Annotated in this window: 16 protein-coding genes and 2 pseudogenes; 6 read left to right on the top strand and 12 right to left on the bottom strand. The window is 64.8% G+C overall.

Going from position 1 to position 17,689, the window contains the following annotated elements; all coding sequences use genetic code 11:
- Positions 1-7: 7 nt before the first annotated feature.
- Positions 8-262, bottom strand: coding sequence for a hypothetical protein (locus LR394_RS15995; protein ID WP_231442581.1), 255 nt, complete (start codon positions 260-262; stop codon positions 8-10).
- Positions 263-539: 277 nt separating this feature from the next.
- Between LR394_RS15995 and LR394_RS16000 the strand changes: the two genes are divergently transcribed.
- Positions 540-854 carry a hypothetical protein gene (locus tag LR394_RS16000; protein ID WP_231442583.1) on the top strand — a complete coding sequence of 105 codons (315 nt, stop codon included), beginning with the start codon at positions 540-542 and terminating at the stop codon, positions 852-854.
- A gap of 123 nt (positions 855-977) precedes the next feature.
- Here the strand turns inward: LR394_RS16000 and LR394_RS16005 are convergent, their stop codons facing one another.
- From LR394_RS16005 to LR394_RS16025, 5 genes are all read right to left on the bottom strand, one after another.
- Entirely contained in the window at positions 978-3,212 is a 2,235-nt protein-coding gene (locus tag LR394_RS16005) for a GmrSD restriction endonuclease domain-containing protein (RefSeq protein WP_231442585.1), read from the bottom strand.
- Between the two features lie 24 nt (positions 3,213-3,236).
- On the bottom strand, positions 3,237-3,935 hold the full coding sequence (locus LR394_RS16010) for a hypothetical protein (RefSeq protein WP_231442587.1): 699 nt from the start codon (positions 3,933-3,935) through the stop codon (positions 3,237-3,239).
- Between the two features lie 107 nt (positions 3,936-4,042).
- A complete protein-coding gene (locus LR394_RS16015) occupies positions 4,043-4,399 on the bottom strand; it encodes a hypothetical protein (RefSeq protein ID WP_231442589.1) in 357 nt (118 codons plus the stop codon).
- Positions 4,396-4,704 carry a hypothetical protein gene (locus LR394_RS16020; RefSeq protein WP_231442591.1) on the bottom strand — a complete coding sequence of 103 codons (309 nt, stop codon included), beginning with the start codon at positions 4,702-4,704 and terminating at the stop codon, positions 4,396-4,398. The genes LR394_RS16015 and LR394_RS16020 overlap by 4 nt, the downstream gene beginning before the upstream one ends.
- Positions 4,705-5,027: 323 nt before the next feature.
- Positions 5,028-6,338 carry a plasmid pRiA4b ORF-3 family protein gene (locus LR394_RS16025; RefSeq protein WP_231442593.1) on the bottom strand — a complete coding sequence of 437 codons (1,311 nt, stop codon included), beginning with the start codon at positions 6,336-6,338 and terminating at the stop codon, positions 5,028-5,030.
- A 521-nt stretch (positions 6,339-6,859) separates the two neighbouring features.
- On the opposite strand from LR394_RS16025, the gene LR394_RS16030 reads away from it, so the two are divergent.
- Positions 6,860-9,013: a calcium-binding protein gene (locus tag LR394_RS16030; protein WP_231442595.1), complete on the top strand. Its 2,154-nt coding sequence runs from the start codon at positions 6,860-6,862 to the stop codon at positions 9,011-9,013.
- Between the two features lie 67 nt (positions 9,014-9,080).
- Here LR394_RS16030 and LR394_RS16035 read toward each other — a convergent pair whose 3' ends face one another.
- Entirely contained in the window at positions 9,081-9,836 is a 756-nt protein-coding gene (locus LR394_RS16035) for a Uma2 family endonuclease (RefSeq protein ID WP_231442597.1), read from the bottom strand.
- A gap of 25 nt (positions 9,837-9,861) precedes the next feature.
- Positions 9,862-10,796 (bottom strand): annotated as a pseudogene (locus tag LR394_RS43660) (ERCC4 domain-containing protein).
- 106 nt (positions 10,797-10,902) lie between these two features.
- Here LR394_RS43660 and LR394_RS16050 point away from each other — a divergent pair.
- Complete coding sequence (locus LR394_RS16050) at positions 10,903-12,165, top strand: flavin-containing monooxygenase (protein WP_231442601.1); 1,263 nt, start codon at positions 10,903-10,905, stop codon at positions 12,163-12,165.
- Here the strand turns inward: LR394_RS16050 and LR394_RS16055 are convergent.
- Positions 12,135-13,076 (bottom strand): NAD-dependent epimerase/dehydratase family protein, encoded by a 942-nt coding sequence (locus LR394_RS16055; RefSeq protein ID WP_231442603.1) that lies wholly within the window; start codon positions 13,074-13,076, stop codon positions 12,135-12,137. The genes LR394_RS16050 and LR394_RS16055 overlap by 31 nt on opposite strands.
- Positions 13,077-13,199: 123 nt before the next feature.
- Between LR394_RS16055 and LR394_RS16060 the strand changes: the two genes are divergently transcribed.
- The 3 genes and pseudogenes from LR394_RS16060 to LR394_RS16070 all read left to right on the top strand — a co-directional run.
- Positions 13,200-13,931, top strand: a complete 732-nt coding sequence (locus LR394_RS16060) for a TetR/AcrR family transcriptional regulator (protein ID WP_231442605.1) — start codon at positions 13,200-13,202, stop codon at positions 13,929-13,931.
- A 72-nt stretch (positions 13,932-14,003) separates the two neighbouring features.
- A complete protein-coding gene (locus LR394_RS16065; protein ID WP_231442607.1) occupies positions 14,004-14,939 on the top strand; it encodes an aldo/keto reductase in 936 nt (311 codons plus the stop codon).
- 50 nt (positions 14,940-14,989) lie between these two features.
- A pseudogene (locus LR394_RS16070) lies at positions 14,990-15,466 on the top strand (maleylpyruvate isomerase N-terminal domain-containing protein); the annotation flags it as partial.
- Positions 15,467-15,562: 96 nt separating this feature from the next.
- Here LR394_RS16070 and LR394_RS16075 read toward each other — a convergent pair.
- The 3 genes from LR394_RS16075 to LR394_RS16085 all read right to left on the bottom strand — a co-directional run bounded on the left by LR394_RS16075 (position 15,563) and on the right by LR394_RS16085 (position 17,642).
- Entirely contained in the window at positions 15,563-15,823 is a 261-nt protein-coding gene (locus tag LR394_RS16075) for a Txe/YoeB family addiction module toxin (protein ID WP_231442611.1), read from the bottom strand.
- The gene (locus LR394_RS16080) at positions 15,820-16,128 is read right to left on the bottom strand and encodes a type II toxin-antitoxin system Phd/YefM family antitoxin (protein ID WP_231442613.1); all 309 of its coding nucleotides are present in this window, start codon (positions 16,126-16,128) and stop codon (positions 15,820-15,822) included. Before LR394_RS16080 ends, LR394_RS16075 begins: the two co-directional genes overlap by 4 nt.
- Positions 16,129-16,400: 272 nt before the next feature.
- On the bottom strand, positions 16,401-17,642 hold the full coding sequence (locus LR394_RS16085) for a serine hydrolase domain-containing protein (protein ID WP_231442615.1): 1,242 nt from the start codon (positions 17,640-17,642) through the stop codon (positions 16,401-16,403).
- Positions 17,643-17,689 lie beyond the last annotated feature (47 nt).

Below are 17,689 nucleotides of genomic sequence, written 5' to 3' on the forward strand. Positions count from 1 at the left end.
GGTCGATTCAGCCACGAAGCACCAACCGTGGACGTCGCGAGAAGCCCAGGGTTTCCACGAAGTCCGCCGCCTCGACCAGGCGCCCGGTGATCTCCCGCACCCGGACGTCGTCAATTTCGTAATCGCCCAGAGTGATCCGCGGCGGGTACGGCAACTGCTCGATCGGGTCGGCCAGCAGGATGAAGGCAATCCGCTGCGCAACGCGGATCAGCAAGGCCTCGTTCGCCAAGGCGATCCGCGCGATCGGGCGTTCGTGATCCACGGCCTCGGTATCGACGACCGTACTCGTGCCCCACAAACCATCGGTGCCGTACTGAATCTGCCGCCTGGGCTCTAACCTTGGGACGGTCCCTCGCTCTCGGCCTGTTCCTGGAGATCTTCGGTGCAGGCTGGTCCGTTTGTGAAACGTCTTGGATCTATGGGGGAATATGAGTTCGAACCGGATCCGCCACAGTGGTACATGGCCGGACGACCCGTGCAGCTGATGCTCCCGATCAACGGCAGCACGGCGACTGTCGCCCGTCCAGTGGGTCGTTGGAATGGTGTTCAGTCAGCTGCTGCTCGAACCGGCCGACAGCCTGGTCCTGACCGGCGATGTCGATGCGGACAAGCAGACGATCGCGCTGCTTCTGAAGCGGCGGCGTAGGACGTTTGGTGCATTGAGCCGGAGCGGTCCAGTGCACCGCAGAGTCAGCCAGCCGCTGTGCTTCACTCAGAAGCACAGCGTCCGCAGCACCCTTGCCGTCGCCGGCCACGAGCAGCCTGAGGCCACGCTCGCGCAGAACTTCCGTGATTCGGCGCTGATCCGGCTTCCTGCGCAGGCAGCAACCATCTGGGCCTGCGGGTCGGCGTAGGCCCAGCAGAGCCTCCATCTTGGATGCCAGAACGCTGGATCGGGCCTTCTGCCCGACCCTGCTTTCGAGATCGATCAGCAGAACGGCCTGCTGGCTCACCCCCGTACGGTGGCTCCTCCACTTTCAGGCCGAACCCGGACGCCGCTGAGCGTAGCGCGATCTCAGGTATCGCTCCCGCACCGTCTCCAGCCGCTCGCCGTTGGACTCGACCTGCCAGATCTTCCAGCCCCGGGACGACGTCGTTTCCCACAACTGCTGTTCGGCAGTGCTGAGGGAGGTGTAGGTCTTGAGCTCAGTCTGGATGTGACCATTGGCCAAGAGCGTCACGCGGTGTTTCTGGCCTGAACGGTTGCCCAGCAGTGACTCGTTCGGCAGCAGCAGCCCGGTGCGAATCAGGTCGGACAACCGCACGCCGCGGGCGCCGGAAGCGACCGGCTCGGAGGTAGCAGAGGCCGGGCCAGCGGGGGTTTTGCCGACAATGAACCCCAGCGATGAAGGCGACCAGATGCGACGGGCCATTTCCTCGTACAGGCGGGATCGTTCTTCCACCAGGGCCCCGAGCGACTGTCCCGACTCGTACGGTTTGAAGTGCGCTTCCAGACCGCTCTTTTTGCGGAACTGCCGGAATCTGGTGACACCACGGCCCTCATACTTGCTAGGTGCCAGCGAGGCTGCCAGCCAGTTGTATGGTGCGTAACGTTCGACCTTCTCGATCAGGCTCAACGGACCGAAACTGGCGTTCTCGCTGCCGTCCAGCAGAACCAGACCACCGATCTGGCTCCGCAGTCGCTTGATCTCGAACGCGTTCATCCCGTTGTCCAGGTATACACCGGGCTTCTGGGTGACGAGGTGCTCGATCTCGACCGGACGGCGTCCGTCAGGACGGGCGAGCAGATCGGCGACGGAACCTCGTTCCGCCACATGCTGTTCCAGCCATGCGGTGATCCGAGCCAGGAAGTACAGGACGAAGGGACGATTGGCCTGACCGTAGAGGAGCGTTCTTACTTCGTCGAGACTCGCGAACCAGGGCTGGGAAGCCGATCCCAGTTCTCGAGCCACGTCCTTGACGTCCTTGGCCTGCCTCAGCCGGGGCAGCATCCGGTCCACTTCTGCATCCAGTTCGGCTTGGGAGTACGACTGGCCCAGCAAGCCCTGCTTCAGCACGAAGAGGTCGATGAAGTTGGCCACCAGATTGGTCTTCTTCTCCACCGCGGTCCGGCTCTCGCCTGGAACCATCGCGGCCAGCGTGAGGTCGAACTGCTGCAGCAGACCGTTGCGCTGATTGAGCCACAAGGTCGGGAAGTCGGCGTTGAAAACTTTGGCGTGATCCAGCATCCGGCTGTACCACTCGTGCCTTGGCAGAATCTGGCTCTTGAACAGTAGGTAACGATCGCCGTGCTTGGGCCTCGGCCATATCTCTGACTGGTTCTCGACCAGCCAATCGTGCGGTGACTCATCCAGCATCTTGCGGGCCCGTTCGCGCTCCGACGACTTCTGCGGGACATCCGAGTACTGCGAGCGCAGAATACTTCTGATGAACGTCATCGGCTCGTTGGCGTCCCTGTATCCCAAGCGGTCCGTCATGGCTTTCCACTGAGGATCGAAGTCGTCTCGCTCCCGTGCCGGAATGTCGCTGCGTAGGTAGTCCTTGAGGTGATCGACCGGGGACAGACGCACGCCGCGATCGTTGATCCGGTTGAAGAGCTCGTTCCCGCGCTGCGAGTCACCGGCGTCGATCTCCACCAGCGAGACGCGGTCCAGCAACCAGTTCACGAAGTGGGGCAGCGCCTCACCCGTGATAGTTGCGGGCAGGTGCGCAGCCATCTGCTCACCGGCATCCCAGATCATCCGCGTGGCAAGGGTATCCGGGTTGTACGGGTGCCGCTGCAGCAGGCTTCTGAAGGCCGGCTCGTACTCTGCCACTTTAACCGCGAAGTCCGATCGGGATTCGCCCCGGATGGTGCCTCCGAGCCGGGAGACCTCGTGCTGTGCATCCCCGTGTTCCTGGGCGAGGTCGTACAGAATGATCAGCAGAAGCAGCAGGGTGGTGATCCGCTGTTGGCCGTCCGCCAGGTAGATCCTGGTACCTTCCCGGTACACGACGATCGAGCCCAGACAGTACGTGGGAAAACTGCGGTACGCCTCGTCGTCGTGGGTTGGCTGCCAATCCCTTTCGAACTTCTTCCGCAGGTCATCGATGAGCTTTTCAACCTGCGCCTGCTGCCAGACGTAGCTTCGCTGGTAGCTCTCCAGATAGTAGGCCCGGTCCTCGAATGCCTGCCCCACCGTGATGCCTCGGGCAGAGACAATCTGCTCAGGCTGCGACGCCCCCGTCAATGCGGCCCCCTCATCACGCATCCGGATCAGCGAGCAGAACTCCGGTCAGCTCTCCTCGACCAGCGCTCTGACCACGACGACACGCTCCGGACCGGCTCCTGACCAGGCATAACCCGCGCGCACCACCCGTACGGCCTGACCGGGGCGGGGCCTGGCTGCTCCCACTGGCTCGTGCAGCTCTCGATCGAACTCGGCCTTCTCGCCGGAACGGCCCAACGGAGTGAGGCGCTGGTTTCGCGCCTGCTGCGTGAGCCACTCGAGAATACTCGCGCTGGAGCTTCCGTCAGACGTCAGCGCATCCACCGATGCGACAACCTCGGCCAGCAAGGTCGCTTTCTCTCGCTCTCGCTGCTGGGACCATGAAATTTGAGCCCCAGAACCGCTTTTCTCAACCTGGGCGAGGGTGTCGGCAATGTTGTCGGTGAACGCCTCGACCAGCCAAGCACGACCGGCCGAGCGCTTGCCGGCCAGAGCACTCAGCTTCTCCAGCGAGTCGTGCGACAACTCGGTGCTGAGCGACCACTCATACACCCCAGGCCGGGGGCAGGTGATTCGCGGATGTTCCTTGAAGAGCGGCTGAAGCTTCTTCCACCAGCGATCCACCTCGGCCTTCGCCGCACCGGCCTCGATGATCTCGGCCTTGATCTCCTGGGTCCGGACGGGATCGCCGGTGCGTCGGATCACCTCGATGAATGCCAGGCCCGCATCGTCCTTGAACTGCTTCACCAGCACTCGATCGCGCATTCGGCACCCCTCGCCCCTCCGACATCTGTCGACGGAAAGATACCCCTTATGAGCATATTGTCACTAGAGGCTGAGGGCCGTTCTGCGGTTCCGGGGCGGCATCAAGCTCACGCACCCGGGTTGCGGCTGGAAATGACCGAGCGATGAACCATGGGACGGGTGCTGGAGCCGTCGCGTTCCAGGACGCCGGCTTGCTCGAGTTCATCTGTGGTGTCTGTTGATTCGTCTGCAAGTGGGGCACCACTCAGCGCGGCGAGGATGCTTCCCGCATTGTGCTGGGCCACTGGGTCTGAGACGACCGATTTTGCCTGAGGAGCGAATTCGGACGGCAAAGAAGGATGGGTCAGGGCGACGAGGAACGACCAGGCAGCCTCGGACAGAAGCAGTCGGCGGGCCGGAGGGACCGGCGCCCGCTCGTTGAAGCGGACTTGGGGCTGCGGCGCTGCGACGGATGCATCGGTCATCGGGACAGCCAGGGGAAGGGTAGTGCGGAACCGGGCCAGGGACCGCTGACGGTGGTGGGAAGGCTGAGCCAGTCCAGGTGCCCGGGCAGCGGTAGTCCTGCGGAGTACTTGTTCACTTCGACCAGGTGCTTCGTGGCCTCAACAGCCATGTCTTCCGAGGCGTTGCGAAGATCGGTGCCTAGATCTGACAGCCAGCCGGTGACGCGGCGCTCGGCGGCTGCGATCATCTCGATGCGGTCGCGGCAGGCCTGGGCGTAGGCATCGAAGGTGTCAGCGGCGTCGTTCAGCTTCTGAGCGGGGGCCACCGGACATGTCGCTCCACCCCACGCCATCCTGATCGGTGCGTCAGCATAGCCATCCGCAGACCTTGGCCGCTGCATCCGGAACACGTGACGAGCGTCGCCAAATGACTCTAGGCTCGCCCATCTGGGTGACATAAGCAGCATTCCTTATGCAGATGGCTGCGACTCGCATCGTCACAGGTTCAGAGAGTGGTTCCTGTGCAGCTCGCGCAGTGGATCACTCGTTCACCCACCGTCACGTCAAGCAGCTGCACGCGCTCTTGCGAGTCATCCTGGTCGCGCCGGTGTCCGGAGCTCGGGCCTGCCCCAAAGATGAACCAGGTCGATCAATCTCGATCTTTCGCAAAGATCCCCTTTTCAGCCTGCGCAAGATCGATGACTTCCCACTCAATGCCCTCGCCCTCCTCGTCGTAGTACCTGTCACTCGGGGGTATGCCACTCCCACCGATCCTGCGCGGGTACTGGACTTCCGGATCAGGCGGGAACGTCGCCTCCAAGTCGATCACGACCAAGAACGGCCTGTCGTTTCCATGGAGGCACAGGAGCCGACCACCGGTCCGCCGAAGCATCGAGGAAAGCGTGGTGTAGGAGAGGCGACCCGCAGGGAACTCCTCCACCACCTCACCACCGGCTTCGATCGTTTCGGCGAAGGCGAAACTCTCTCCTTCCCAGCCGAACTGATCGGCGACGACCTCGTGCACCCGCTCCAGCGTGGCATCACTCCCGAGCTCGACCTGGCACCAGACCGGTGACTGTGTTCCGAATATCGCCAGCCGCAGGCGATATCCCTGTTCCTGCAGGGTCTCGCTCCGGCCGTGCTGGACAATGTCATCGAGGATCAGGTCGTGACACAGCTCCACCTCGGTCTCCCCCAAGGCCTGGGCCAGCTGTGACCCACGCAGGCGCAGGAGGTAGGACCGGATCCGGAATTCGGTCCCCCCGCTCTCCGGCCTCACGGGCTCGGCCTCCAGCAGATACCGGATCTCGTTCAGGACTTGACGCTCGTCCAGGCTCTGATGGCGGGTCAGCGGCGGACCTGCCGCGCGCTCGTTCAACTGGACGCGGGTTTCGTCGATACTGTCCGGCACCTGGAGCCACAGCTGTCGCAATTGATGCACCTCGGAATAGTTGCCCACCGAAGAGGCAAGAAAGGCGTGCTCGCGGTGGCCGTACGCGAACACCATCCCCAGGATCTGCTCGTCCGGGCCGATGTCCTCGTAACTCCACGCCCGCAGAACTTTGAGCGGCTGCGCTGCCGCCCACCGGGGCAGCTCCAGCCCACCCACCCGTAGTTGCCGCGCTGCCTCGCGGGCCATCTGCCGACTCGGCGCAGGCCCCAAGTCACCCACAATCGTCAGGACTCCGAGGACGGTGGAGCTCGGACTCAACACCAGGCGCTCGATCACCAGCATCGTCAGGTTGGCGATGTTCAGATCACGCCTGGTGTCGCTGAAGTCAGTAGGCATTCCTTCGTCCAGCGCCTCGAAGAAGGCCAGCAGAGCAAGCTCCGCGTCGTAGCGGTGCCGGCTCTCATGCATCTGGTTCAGCAGCCCGGCGGCGATCTCCGGGACCGCGGCACCGAACTCCGGGGGCAATTGATCAGCCGGCATCAGCACCGGTACCTGACTCAGGTCCAATTCCGGGACAGTCCCTGACAGGGTACCGACTGCGGGTTGTGACGCGGACGTCGTTCCCCGTGTAGCTGTCCGGTGTGGCCGCCGCTTCTTTCGATTCCCCATGCCGGACAGATTGACAGCCCTCCTGCGTGAAGCGAATTCCGAAAATGAACTCCACAGTCCTGATCCGGGCTTCGTCCCTGCGGGGATCTGGGCTACTACGGAGACCACCTCGGTGACGTCAGTAGAGGTGGAGCGGCTGGGCTGATCATCCCCTGCCTCACCGGCACACGTCCCTGTGACCGGGCACTCACACATTCGCCCAAGCGGCTTACCTGACCGAATATTTCGGGCCAATGCGGTCCCGATGACGATCTGAGCGCTACTGGATGTACGACGCTGCGCCCCTACGAGACGACTTGCCCTTCTCGGTCGGCTCATCCGCTTACTGGCCGTAACGCAACCCCCTTCTCACGTCCTCTGGGTCCACGCCGACGGACAGGCCACTGCCCTGCCGACCGAGCGACCAAAGGCGATGATCGATGTCCACGTTCCGACACATTTCTGCTCCGCTACGTCGTACCGGCGGGATGGGCCTGGCCTTGGTGGCGACCTTCGGCCTGATCCAGGGCCTGGGTGCCTACCCCGCTCAGGCAGGCGCGCTTCGCGCCGCAAATGGCCAGACCTGTACGGTCATTGGGACCAAGGGCGATGACCGATTGGTCGCCAAGCGCATTGGGGACGTCCTGTGCGGCTTGGGCGGTAACGATGTCTTGCTCGGTTCCGCCGGCAAGGACACTCTGGACGGTGGTGCGGGGGACGACATCCTGAACGGCGGCCTCGGCGCCGACGTCCTCATCGGGGGCTCCGGAACCGACACCCTCTCGTATGCCGACCGAACCACGCCCGTCACCGTCGACCTGAGCAGCAAGGCCGGGGTTGGCGGCAAGAACGAGAACGACCGGATCTTCGCGGGTATCGAGGACGTTCTCGGCGGAACCGGCAATGACCGGATCACCGGGAATGCTCTGGCGAACCTGCTGACCGGGGGTGCCGGCAACGACCTACTGATCGGCGCGGCCGCCGGTGACACCCTCAGCGGTGGCGCGGGCAACGACAAGCTGCTCGGGGGTGACGGCAACGACAAGCTACTCGGCGGAGCCGGCAAGGACACCATCGACGGCGGTAAGGGAACCAACCGCACCGATGCTCAGGCCGGCATCGACATCGTCCTTCCCGGTCTCGGCGTCAACATCTGCCTGGGAGGCTCCGGCAGCATCCTGAACGGCGAGATCTGCATCGGTACACCCGCTCCGACCCCCACCACACCTGTCCCCACCACACCGGCTACACCGACGACGCCCCCGACGACTCCGGTCGTCCCCACGACGCCCCCAACCCCGACGGTCCAGCCGACGACGCCGGCTCCGGGTCCGACGACCCCGCCGGTCACGATTCCTCCCACCCCCACGACACAACCCACCGCACCCGCTCCCGCCCAGGATCTGCGCTACCCGGCTGCGGACATGAACTCACTGACCTGGGTGACAACGCCGACGGTCGACAACAGCCAGGACCGTCAGATCAAGGTTCGGGTTCGAGCGACGGACGATGTGAGCGGCGTAGTCTACGTGGGTGTGCGGCTGCGCAGCCCGGATCCGGCCGCCCCGATTCTGACCATGGGATTCAGTAGTCAGCGACTGGTTTCCGGAACACTCACCGACGGCGTGTGGGAAGTGAGCGGCGAACTGCCCGCGCAGTCCGCCACCGGCTCCTGGACTGTGAGTGAGGTCTACGTCCAGGACCGGGCCAAGGGCTACACCCGCTACACGGTGCAGCCGGACGGGACCTACACCGGTAGCGAGTACGGCTATCAGGGCAAGATCGGTCTCCCTCCGCTGGTCGTCACCGGCACTTCTGACGTCACAGCACCTCAGGCGAACACTGCTGCTGCCGAGTGGATCTCGTCGACCGCCTTGACCAACGAGGATGAACGTTCGGTCAGCTTCCGGATCCCGGTCACCGACGACTACAGCGGCGTCACCGGGGTCAAGGCGACACTGGAGACCGGCAACGACGACTTCGAGGTGCCCCTCAGCCGAGGAGTGCTGTCATCTGGTTCCTCCACCAACGGCATCTGGACCGTGTCCGGAACCCTGCCCAAGTACCTGCCGGTCGGCGACTGGAAAGTCACGGACATCACCGCCACTGACCGGGTCGGCCACACGACAACCGTCACGCCGGATCCGAAAACTCTCGTTCCCCTGATGATCACGGGCACGAAGTCGGACCTGCAGCCGCCCACGGTCGACATGTCCTACGGCGAGATGGTGGGCGCGACCTCGGGCGACAACAGCACCGACCGCCCCGTCCAGATCAAACTGCGCGTCAGCGACGACGTCAGCGGTGTCTCCCATGTGGCGATCAACTTCATCACGACCGGTGGAGGCGCCCGCCTGGACTCCAACGCTCCGGGCACCGCGGACGGCCTCTGGACCGTCTACGGACGCATCCCGGCCACCGCTGCCACTGGCAAGTACTACGTCAGCGGGATCTATGTCTGGGACGAGATGGGCCGTAAGCGGGACTACTACGTCCAGAAGGACGGCACGTACACCGTCTACAAGAGCCCGGTGACCGGCACGAGCAACATGCCGGTGTACACCTTGCTGCCGGTGGCCAAGTCCACCACCTGATTGCACGAGGCGGCAGTCGGACGGCGACGGGAACACACTGGGCCCGTCGCCGTCAGCCCGAGCAGGTTCAGAGAAGGTTCTCGGCCCACTGCGGCAAATCCCCGAAGATCCGGATCTCCCACGGATCCGGTTCACGGTCGACGAAAATGAACGGAACGCCCCACCGCTCGTAGAGCGCGCGCTTGTCGATCAAGTCATGACGGCGGGTGGACGGCGAGCTGACCTCGATCGCCAGAAGCATTCCCGGCGGGGCGATACCGAGATCGCCGTGCACGAGAAAGGCCGGATCCACCACCATCACATCCGGTGCCACGATCGTCTCGTCGTTCTCGATGACGTTGCCGCCGGGCCAGATCTGAAGCCCAGACGGCAGGCCGCTGCCCGGATCGGCCGCCCGCAACTTGAGCTGGAAGGTCAGGTCGCCGACCACCTGCTGGTGCGGCCCGTCTGCCATCAGTGGGACCACGAACAATTCCCCGTCGATCAGCCCGAAGCGGGGACCTTCGGCAGGAAGGTCATGGACGGTCAGCGGCCGTTGAGCGTTCAGAGCCAACAGCCGGGTCAGCTCGTCCGGACGACCTGGGTCAGCAGCCATGATCGCTCCTCCACGGATAGTACGTACGAACCGTCGCCGTCTCACGGCCGGCGCAACCGTGCGATGCCCGAGATGATGATACGGATTATCCGTTGCTGCGACGCTTTTACCGTCCTTTTGGAGCCTATCCCAGCACCTAGCCTCAACCCCGGTCTGAAGTACTCCTACCTCGACGGCAAGACCAGGAACCGGGCCCAGGCCGTCGACCGGGCGCACCGCCGACGACATCCGCAATCTGCTGGACTGAGACCGATCAATCCTGCGTAGCCCGCCAGGCAGCCAAGATCTCAGGTCGCAGTCTCCCCCGGTCCGGCACCTCTATCCCCTGTGCCCGGGCCCAGGCCCGCAACTCCTTGGTCGAGGGCTCGCCGGCTGGAACCTCCGGCGGCATCTCCAGCTCGTTCTCAGCCCACACCTGCGCAGCCGCGAGCCAGCGATACGTCCATTCTTCAGCCATCTTCCGGTTGTCGCAGAACACGATCGGGATGGACGGCCAGGCCACCTGCACTTCCGCCAGGCCGTCGGCGACCAGGGCCGGACGCACCCGCTCCTGCGCGAAGATCTTGGAGTACGGCTCCTCGACCACGACTGCAGCCCGCGGCAGCGTGGCCATCTCGGCCAGGGCGTACCGCAGCCGGCCGCTGGTCAGAGAACCCACGAAATCGGCCATCGACTTGCGTTCCACAGACGCCACCACCCGCGTTCCCAACGCCACCGCGTAATCCCCAGCCGCAAGCGTCCTTTTGTTGGTGGTGACCGCCTGCTGAGGAAACTTGTAGGGGTACTTCTCCTGAGCGTCTACCAGGATTCCAGTTCCCGGAGGCCCGCCGCCCTGGCGGTGGGCGTACTGACCTGCGGACGCGACTGCTTACGGGTGCGGGGAGACTGCCAGAAGATCATCTGACGTCCGCGCGCCTGCGTGTAGACGATCTGTGAGCGGTGTTCCCGGGACCGATCGGCCACGACGTCGATCGCGGCTCCCCGCTTGGTGCACGCTCGCAGGGAGATCCGTTCGACCTCCTGGGCGTCGATCGGCCACGCGTCCAGCGGGAGCGGATGACAGTACAGACCCGTGGTGCGGGGCCAGACGTCCTTCGTCGCGAAGACAAGCCCCTCCCCCAGCGGCAGCCGCAGCAGGTAGGGCAGGCGGCTGTCCGGGTCGGGGTTACGGGCGATCACCAGCTCCATTCGGCCTACGGTAGCCGTTCAGCAGGGCAACAAACTGGGGACGCCTCGCCGCTCCGGCGCGGACACCGTCCCTCGCTCTGGGCTCGTGCTCGGACCGCGGGACTGTGTGGGCCAGACCGTAAACACGGAAGAACAGACGGACAATGCCCCATTGCCGCCCAGGGTCCGCTATGCCATCTTCTGTACCTTATGGCGACTCGAAGATGAGGGGTCTTTCGTGTCTGACGTGACGATCGTGGGCGCCGGGGCGGCCGGCCTGGCCGTGGCCGCGCAGCTGAAGAGCCGCGGGGTGGACAGCGTCGTCCTGGAACGTGGGGACGGCGTCGGGGCCAGTTGGCGGGGCCGATACGACCGTCTGCGCCTGCACACCACCCGACGGCTGTCGGCCTTGCCTGGGCTGGCAATTCCTCGTGAGTACGGGCGGTGGGTTCGCCGGAACGACCTGGTCAGCTACCTCCAGGACTACGCCGAGAAGTTCGAGCTTGATGTGCGGACCGGGGCGTCGGTTCAGCGGATTGAGGCGGCGCCTGATGGCGGCTGGTCGCTGCAGCTGGCGGACGGCACCACCCGCAGCACTGGCACTCTGATCGTCGCCATCGGGTACCTGCACACCCCATTCATTCCTGCGTGGCCTGGTCGGGAATCCTGGTCCGAAAGGATTATTCACTCGGCTCAGTACCGCAATGCGAAACCGTTTCAGGGCCAGGACGTAGTGGTCGTCGGAACCGGCAACAGCGGCGCCGAGATCGCCAGTGATCTTGCCGAGGGCGGCGCTGCGTCGGTAAGTCTGGCGGTGCGTACGCCGCCGCACATCGTTCCTCGCGCGGTGGCGGGCTGGCCTGCACAGATGAACGGTATCCTGCTGGGCGGTCTGCCGGAGCGGATCTTTGACCCGATAGCGGCCGGCCTGATGAAGGTTCAGATGCCAGACTTGCGGCCGTACGGCCTGGCCCGACCGTCCGAAGGTCTGAAGAAGCGCCTTCGGACCAGGCGTTATGTGCCTCTGCAGGACGTCGGGATCGTCACGGACATTCGGCAGCGGCGAGTGCAGCCCGTTGCTGCCGTGCAGAGCTTTTCGGCCGATTCCGTAGAGCTTGAGGACGGAACGAGGCTGCAGCCGGATGTCTTGATCGCGGCTACCGGTTACGCCACGGGACTACGTGAGCTCTTGGCCGATCCGACTTTGATCAACAGCGACGGGATTCCGGTGGTTCATGCGGGTGATCCGGTCCGACCCGGGCTGTATTTCGTCGGCTACGACGTGACATTGGGCGGGATGCTGCGTCAGGTCGGGATCGAGGCGAAGCGGGTGGCCAAGCACATTGCCGATTCAGCCGATCACCGGGAGACCGAGGCCTCGGCCGGCTGAATGGAGCGTCGGCAAATCTCCTCCCACGGAGTCGGTTCCAGCCCGAAGTGCTGCCGAGCCGCCGAATCATCAAGAACATATGGACGCGTCCACTGGTAACTCATGTCGGCCACCTCCCGCATCAGTGGGGAAACCAGGCCCAGTGTGCGCAGCAGAATCGGCGGCAGACCGCGAATTTTGACTGGCGGACGTCCCGCAGTCGCAAGCAGGTCGGTGAGAGCCTGCCGCTGCGTTCGGGGCGCGTTGGACGGCACGTGCCACGATCGTCCGTAAGCGGTCGGGTCGGCTGCGGCAGCAGCCAAAGTGCGCGCCACGTCATTCACGTAGGTAAAAGTGTGGGGTTGGTCGGGCGAACCAATGACCGTTACGTTCTTGCCTTCCAAAGCCTTTGGCAACACGCGGGACAGATGCCCATTGGCACCCACACCCGGCCCGATGTAATCCGAGCCGCGCACCTGGACTGCGCGGATACGTCCATCATTGTGAGCTTTTCGGGTTTGCGCCCAGAGTCGCGCACGGAGCGCACCTTTGGAATCGGTGGCAATCTCGGGAAGACCTTCGTGCATCGGCACGTCGACCGGCCCGTAAGCGTAAAGGTTTTCGGTGGCAGCATAGACGGCACCAGTACGTTCAGCAGCAACAATCATGGACGCGGCGAGCGGCGGCCACTCTCGGGCCCACCGGGTGTAATCGGTTGGGTTTGCACAGTTGTACAGCACCGCAGCGCCTTTCGATTCAGACGTCAGCGCTTCGGCATCCGCAGCGTCGATCGCCACATGATGCACGCCGTCGATACCGGTGTCGCGCCCGGATCGAGTGGCCACGACGACCTCGTGGCCGCGCTCGACGAGCAGGGCAGCCAGGTGCCGGCCGACGGGACCGGCGCCGACGATGAAATGAACCTCGGACATGACAGATCCTTCCGCTTTGAGAGAGCACCGCTCTCGCTTCCAGCAGCATGACGCTCCCTCGCTGCCAAAGCAAGAGCAGCGCTCTCTTTTGTGAGCATCGCTCTTGAATGAGAGGGTGAGGACATGTCAGCCAAGGCCCCGACCGCCCGCGAACTGGCACGTGAGAGCGTCCGGGCGAACATCCTGCGCGCCGCCCGAGCCCGCCTGGCCGACGAAGGCCCAGCCCAGCTCAGCCTTCGCGCGGTCGCCCGCGACGTCGGGATGGTTTCTTCGGCCGTGTACCGCTACTTCCCCAGCCGCGACGACCTGCTCACCGCGCTGCTGGTCGAGGCGTACGACGAACTCGGTGCGGCCGCCGAACAAGGGGACGCGTCGCATCCCCGTGAGCAGGTCGGCGCACGTTGGGTGGCTGCCGGCCGGGCGATCCGGGCCTGGTCATTGGCGCATCCCAGCGACTTCGCCCTGTTGTTCGGCAGTCCTGTGCCCGGATACTCAGCGCCTCGAGACACGGTGACACCGGCAACGCGCGCGATCCTGGTGCTCATCGGGATCGTGATCGACGCGACGGGGACCAGCGGTTGGCGATCCGAGGCAGCGGTGACGCCCGCGACGGCACCCGCGCCAGTCGCGTCCGTTGTTGGGGATGCTCTGGATTTTCTCGAAGCACGCGGGCAGAAGGACGCAGCGCCGCCCGAGATGGTGCTGCGCACGCTCAGTGCCTGGACGACCGTGTTCGGCACGGTGTCGTTCGAATTGTTCGGCCACTACACCTATTCGGTGTCGGACCTGGCCGGGTACTTCGACCAGGTGCTGGCCCGACTGGCCGACGAATTGGGGTTCGACGCACAGTTCTGAGGTACGGCTGACCGAGCGCGTAGCGGCGCAGGTGCCAGGATGGGGCGCGACCCATATCGAACAGGAGACCCCATGAAGCTCGTCCCCCTCGGCCCGACCCAGCAGCAGGTGCCGAACGTGGTGCTCGGCCTGATGCGGATCGCCGAACTCGACGACGACGCCATTCGCAAGCTGGTGGGGGCGGCCCGGGACGCCGGCATCGACTTCTTCGACCACGCCGACGTCTACGGCCCCAGCCTGCACGAGTGCGAGCGGCGCTTCGCCCAGGCCATGCAGCTCAGCCCGGCCGATCGCGCGAACGTCACGGTGCAGACCAAAGCCGGGATCGTGCCGGACGGCCCGTACTTCGACTACTCCTACGAGCACCTGATCGAGGCGGCCGAAGGCTCGCTGCGGGCTCTGGAGACCGACTACATCGACATCCTGCTGCTGCACCGGCCCGACGCCCTGGTCGAGCCGGACGAGGTGGCCCGGGCCTTCGATCATCTCGAAAGCTCCGGCAAGGTGCGCGCGTTCGGCGTCTCGAACCACACGCCGCGGCAGATCGACCTGCTGAAGAAGTCGGTGAAGCAGCCTCTGGTGGCCAACCAGCTGCAGCTGTCGATCACCCACGCCCCGATCATCGCCCAGGGGGTGGCCGCGAACATGGCCGACCTGCAGCAGTCGGTCACGATCGACGGCGGCGGCATCCTGGACTACTGCCGGCTGCACGACATCACCGTTCAGGCCTGGTCGCCCTACCAGGCCGGGTTCTTCAACGGGGTGTTCCTCGGCTCGCCCGACTACCCCGAGCTGAACCAGGTCATCGATCGTCTCGCGGCCAAGTACGACGTCACCCCGACGGCCATCGCCACCGCCTGGATCACCCGCCACCCGGCCGGTATTCAGGTGATTCTGGGCACCACCAAGCCCGAGCGGGTCACCGCGGCGGCGGCCGGGTCGGACATCCCGCTGTCGCGGGCGGAGTGGTACGAGCTCTTCCGGGCTGCGGGTTACCGGGTTCCGTAGAACGCATCAAACCGTTGGCGTGGCACGGAGCACGTTGATAGACAATCCCGGTGGAAGAGTCCTTGGAGTTCTCTGACCTGCTGCGCCTGATCGAGGAGCGATCGAGCGCCTTCCGCGCCGCGATGGCGGCCGCGCCCGGTCTCGATGTGCAGGTGCCGACCTGCCCGGACTGGACGCTGTTCGATCTGGCGCAGCACATCGGGGTCGGGCGCCGCTCCTGGGCCGCCACTGTCGCCGCGGGTCCTGCTGCCACGGCGAAGGTCGCAGCGAAAGGCGACACGGTTGCGCCTCAGGAGCGGGAAGCCCTGCTGGCCTGGCTGGCGACCTCGACTCAGTTGCTCTTGGACGCTCTGCAGGAGGCCGGTCCGGATCGCAGGTGCTGGACGTGGTGGAGCCGGTCGCAGTCGCCGAGCACTTCGGGCGCGGTCGCCCGGCACCAGGTCCAGGAGATTGCGGTGCACACCTACGACGCCCAGCTCACCGTAGGTGCTGCCCAGCCGCTACCGGAGGAAGCGACCCTCGACGGCGCCGGAACGAACGTGGTTCCAGGCGGCCTCGCCGTCCCGTTCACTCCGCTGATCACGCCATGAGACGTGGATGCCGCACCTCCCGTGAAACTTTCCTCAGTAGTGCCCGCGGGCACTGATGACAAGCAAAGTATCGCCCTCGATCCGATAGACCAGCCGGTCCTCCTGCGTGATGCGGCGCGACAGCCAGCCCGCCAGAGGAGCTTTCAGTCGTTCAGGCTTGCCCAGACCAGGATTCTCCGGATCGCGCTGGATATCGGTGATCAGACGATGAATCTTCCGAAACGTACGATGTTCGCCGATAGTCACCCAGTGCAGCAGGTCGTCAAAAGCTTCGGGGCTGAACTGGATCTTCATGCGCTCTTCGGATTGCGAACCTCAGCCACGGCTACCGCTCGGTCGGCGAACTCGTTGAACTCCTCCAGGGTCATCGCGACACTTTCACCACGTTCCAGGTTGTCAAGGCTGTCGAGCAGGCGACGGGCACCACGTCGGCTCGCCAGGAGATGCAGCGTCTCCTGCATGGCGGACAACTCGTCGTCGGGGACAAGGTGAACTCGCTTGCCATCGCGGGTGGTGACGGTGACGATCTCCTGTTCTCGATCGACCTGCTCGATCAGCTTGTACAGGTTGGCTCGGGCTTCGGACGCGTTGATCTCCATCAGTTTCCCTTCGAGGCGTACCGCTAAGCGTACGACTCGGCGACCACGTCGTCCATGAACAAGCCTGGACAATTTCCATCCCCCATCGGCTAATCCGTTCTTGAATCTCCTTATCCGAATCATACCGGCCCTTCGGCGCTATTGCGGCCGACCCTCACGGCCTGGCTCGCCAAGCAGCCATCCGCTGTAACGGTGAACAGCGCTCCTGGTGGGGACGGCGACCGTCCCCACCAGGTGGCATGGGCCGAGAACCTCAGATCCCGAACGAACCGTCAGGATGCAGCGATGGCCTTCGCCACAGCGGTCTGCATCTGCTGCTGGTCGAGGAACTGCAGTTCCGGCGACGACGTCCGCTGAGTTGCGGTCCCCGACGGGACTGGCTTGCCGTGCATCTTGCAGATCGCCGTCATCTGGGCCTGCCCGAACGCGGCCGCGAAGTTCTGGAGCCGGGGGTCGGCCGGGTCCAGGCCGTACAGACGGGTGGTGGTGTCCAGCGCGAAAGAGCGCTTGCCGTCGGGGGTTGTGAACGTCATGCTCACGCTGCCGAAGGTGGCCCCGTCGTGGCCCCAGATCGTGCCGCACGGCGTCTCCAAGGAGTACACGCCGAGGCCGTAGCCCATGCCTTCACTGACGTCGACGGTGGTGCGCATCTGCTTCAGTTGGGCCTTGGGCAGGAACTTTCCCGACAGCAAGGCCGAGTAGAACGTGCTCAGGTCGCGGGAGGTGGACACCAGCGCGCCGGCGGAACCGGCCCAGCTCAGCGACCAGTCGGCGGTGTCGATGTAGGTAGCGGGGTCGGTGCTTAGATCGCTGATGTAGGCGTGCGCGAATCCCGGACCAGTGTTCTTGGCGAAGGGGTCGGCCAAGTACGTGTCCCGCAGCCGCAGTGGCTTGGCGATGCGCTGCTGCAGGAGTTCGCCGACCGGCTTGCCCGTCACTTCCTGAAGCAACTCGCCCAGCACCACGTACCCGGTGTTCGAGTACGACCAGCCGGTGCCCGGGGCGAAGTCCGCCGGATGCGAGAACGCGGTCTCCAGGATCTCTTCGACCGGGATCGGCTTGGTCGGCTCACCGAGCGCCCGAACGGCGAAGTCGCTGTCGTTGGTGTAGTTGAACAGTCCGCTGGTGTGCTGGAGCAGCATCCGCACGGTGATGTTCTTGCCGTTGGGAACTGTTCCGGGCAAGTAGCGTTCGATCGGGGCGTCGAGCGCGACCTTCTTTTCGGCGACCATCTGCAGGACCAACACGGCGACGAAGGTCTTGGTCTGGCTGCCGGCCTCGTACTGGTCCTTGTTCTTGAGCCGGCGCTGCGTGGCCTGGTCGGCAAGTCCGGCGGTGGCGGTGTGGACACCGTCCTTCGCGTTCACTCGGGCCAGGTATCCGACCGGGCCGGCGTCCACCACTGCCTGGGCCGTTCTTTGCAGGTCGTTGGGCGCGGCGGCAGCCGCGGAAGGGCCGGTGAGGGCGAGCCCGGCGACCACGGTCACCAGGGCCAGGATGCTGGGGCGCTTCATGAGGTGAGGTCCTCTCTCGGCAAAGGAACTAGCTGAGCGAAGACCGT

It is taken from the genome of Kineosporia babensis (assembly GCF_021129305.1).
GTDB lineage: Bacteria > Actinomycetota > Actinomycetes > Actinomycetales > Kineosporiaceae > Kineosporia > Kineosporia babensis.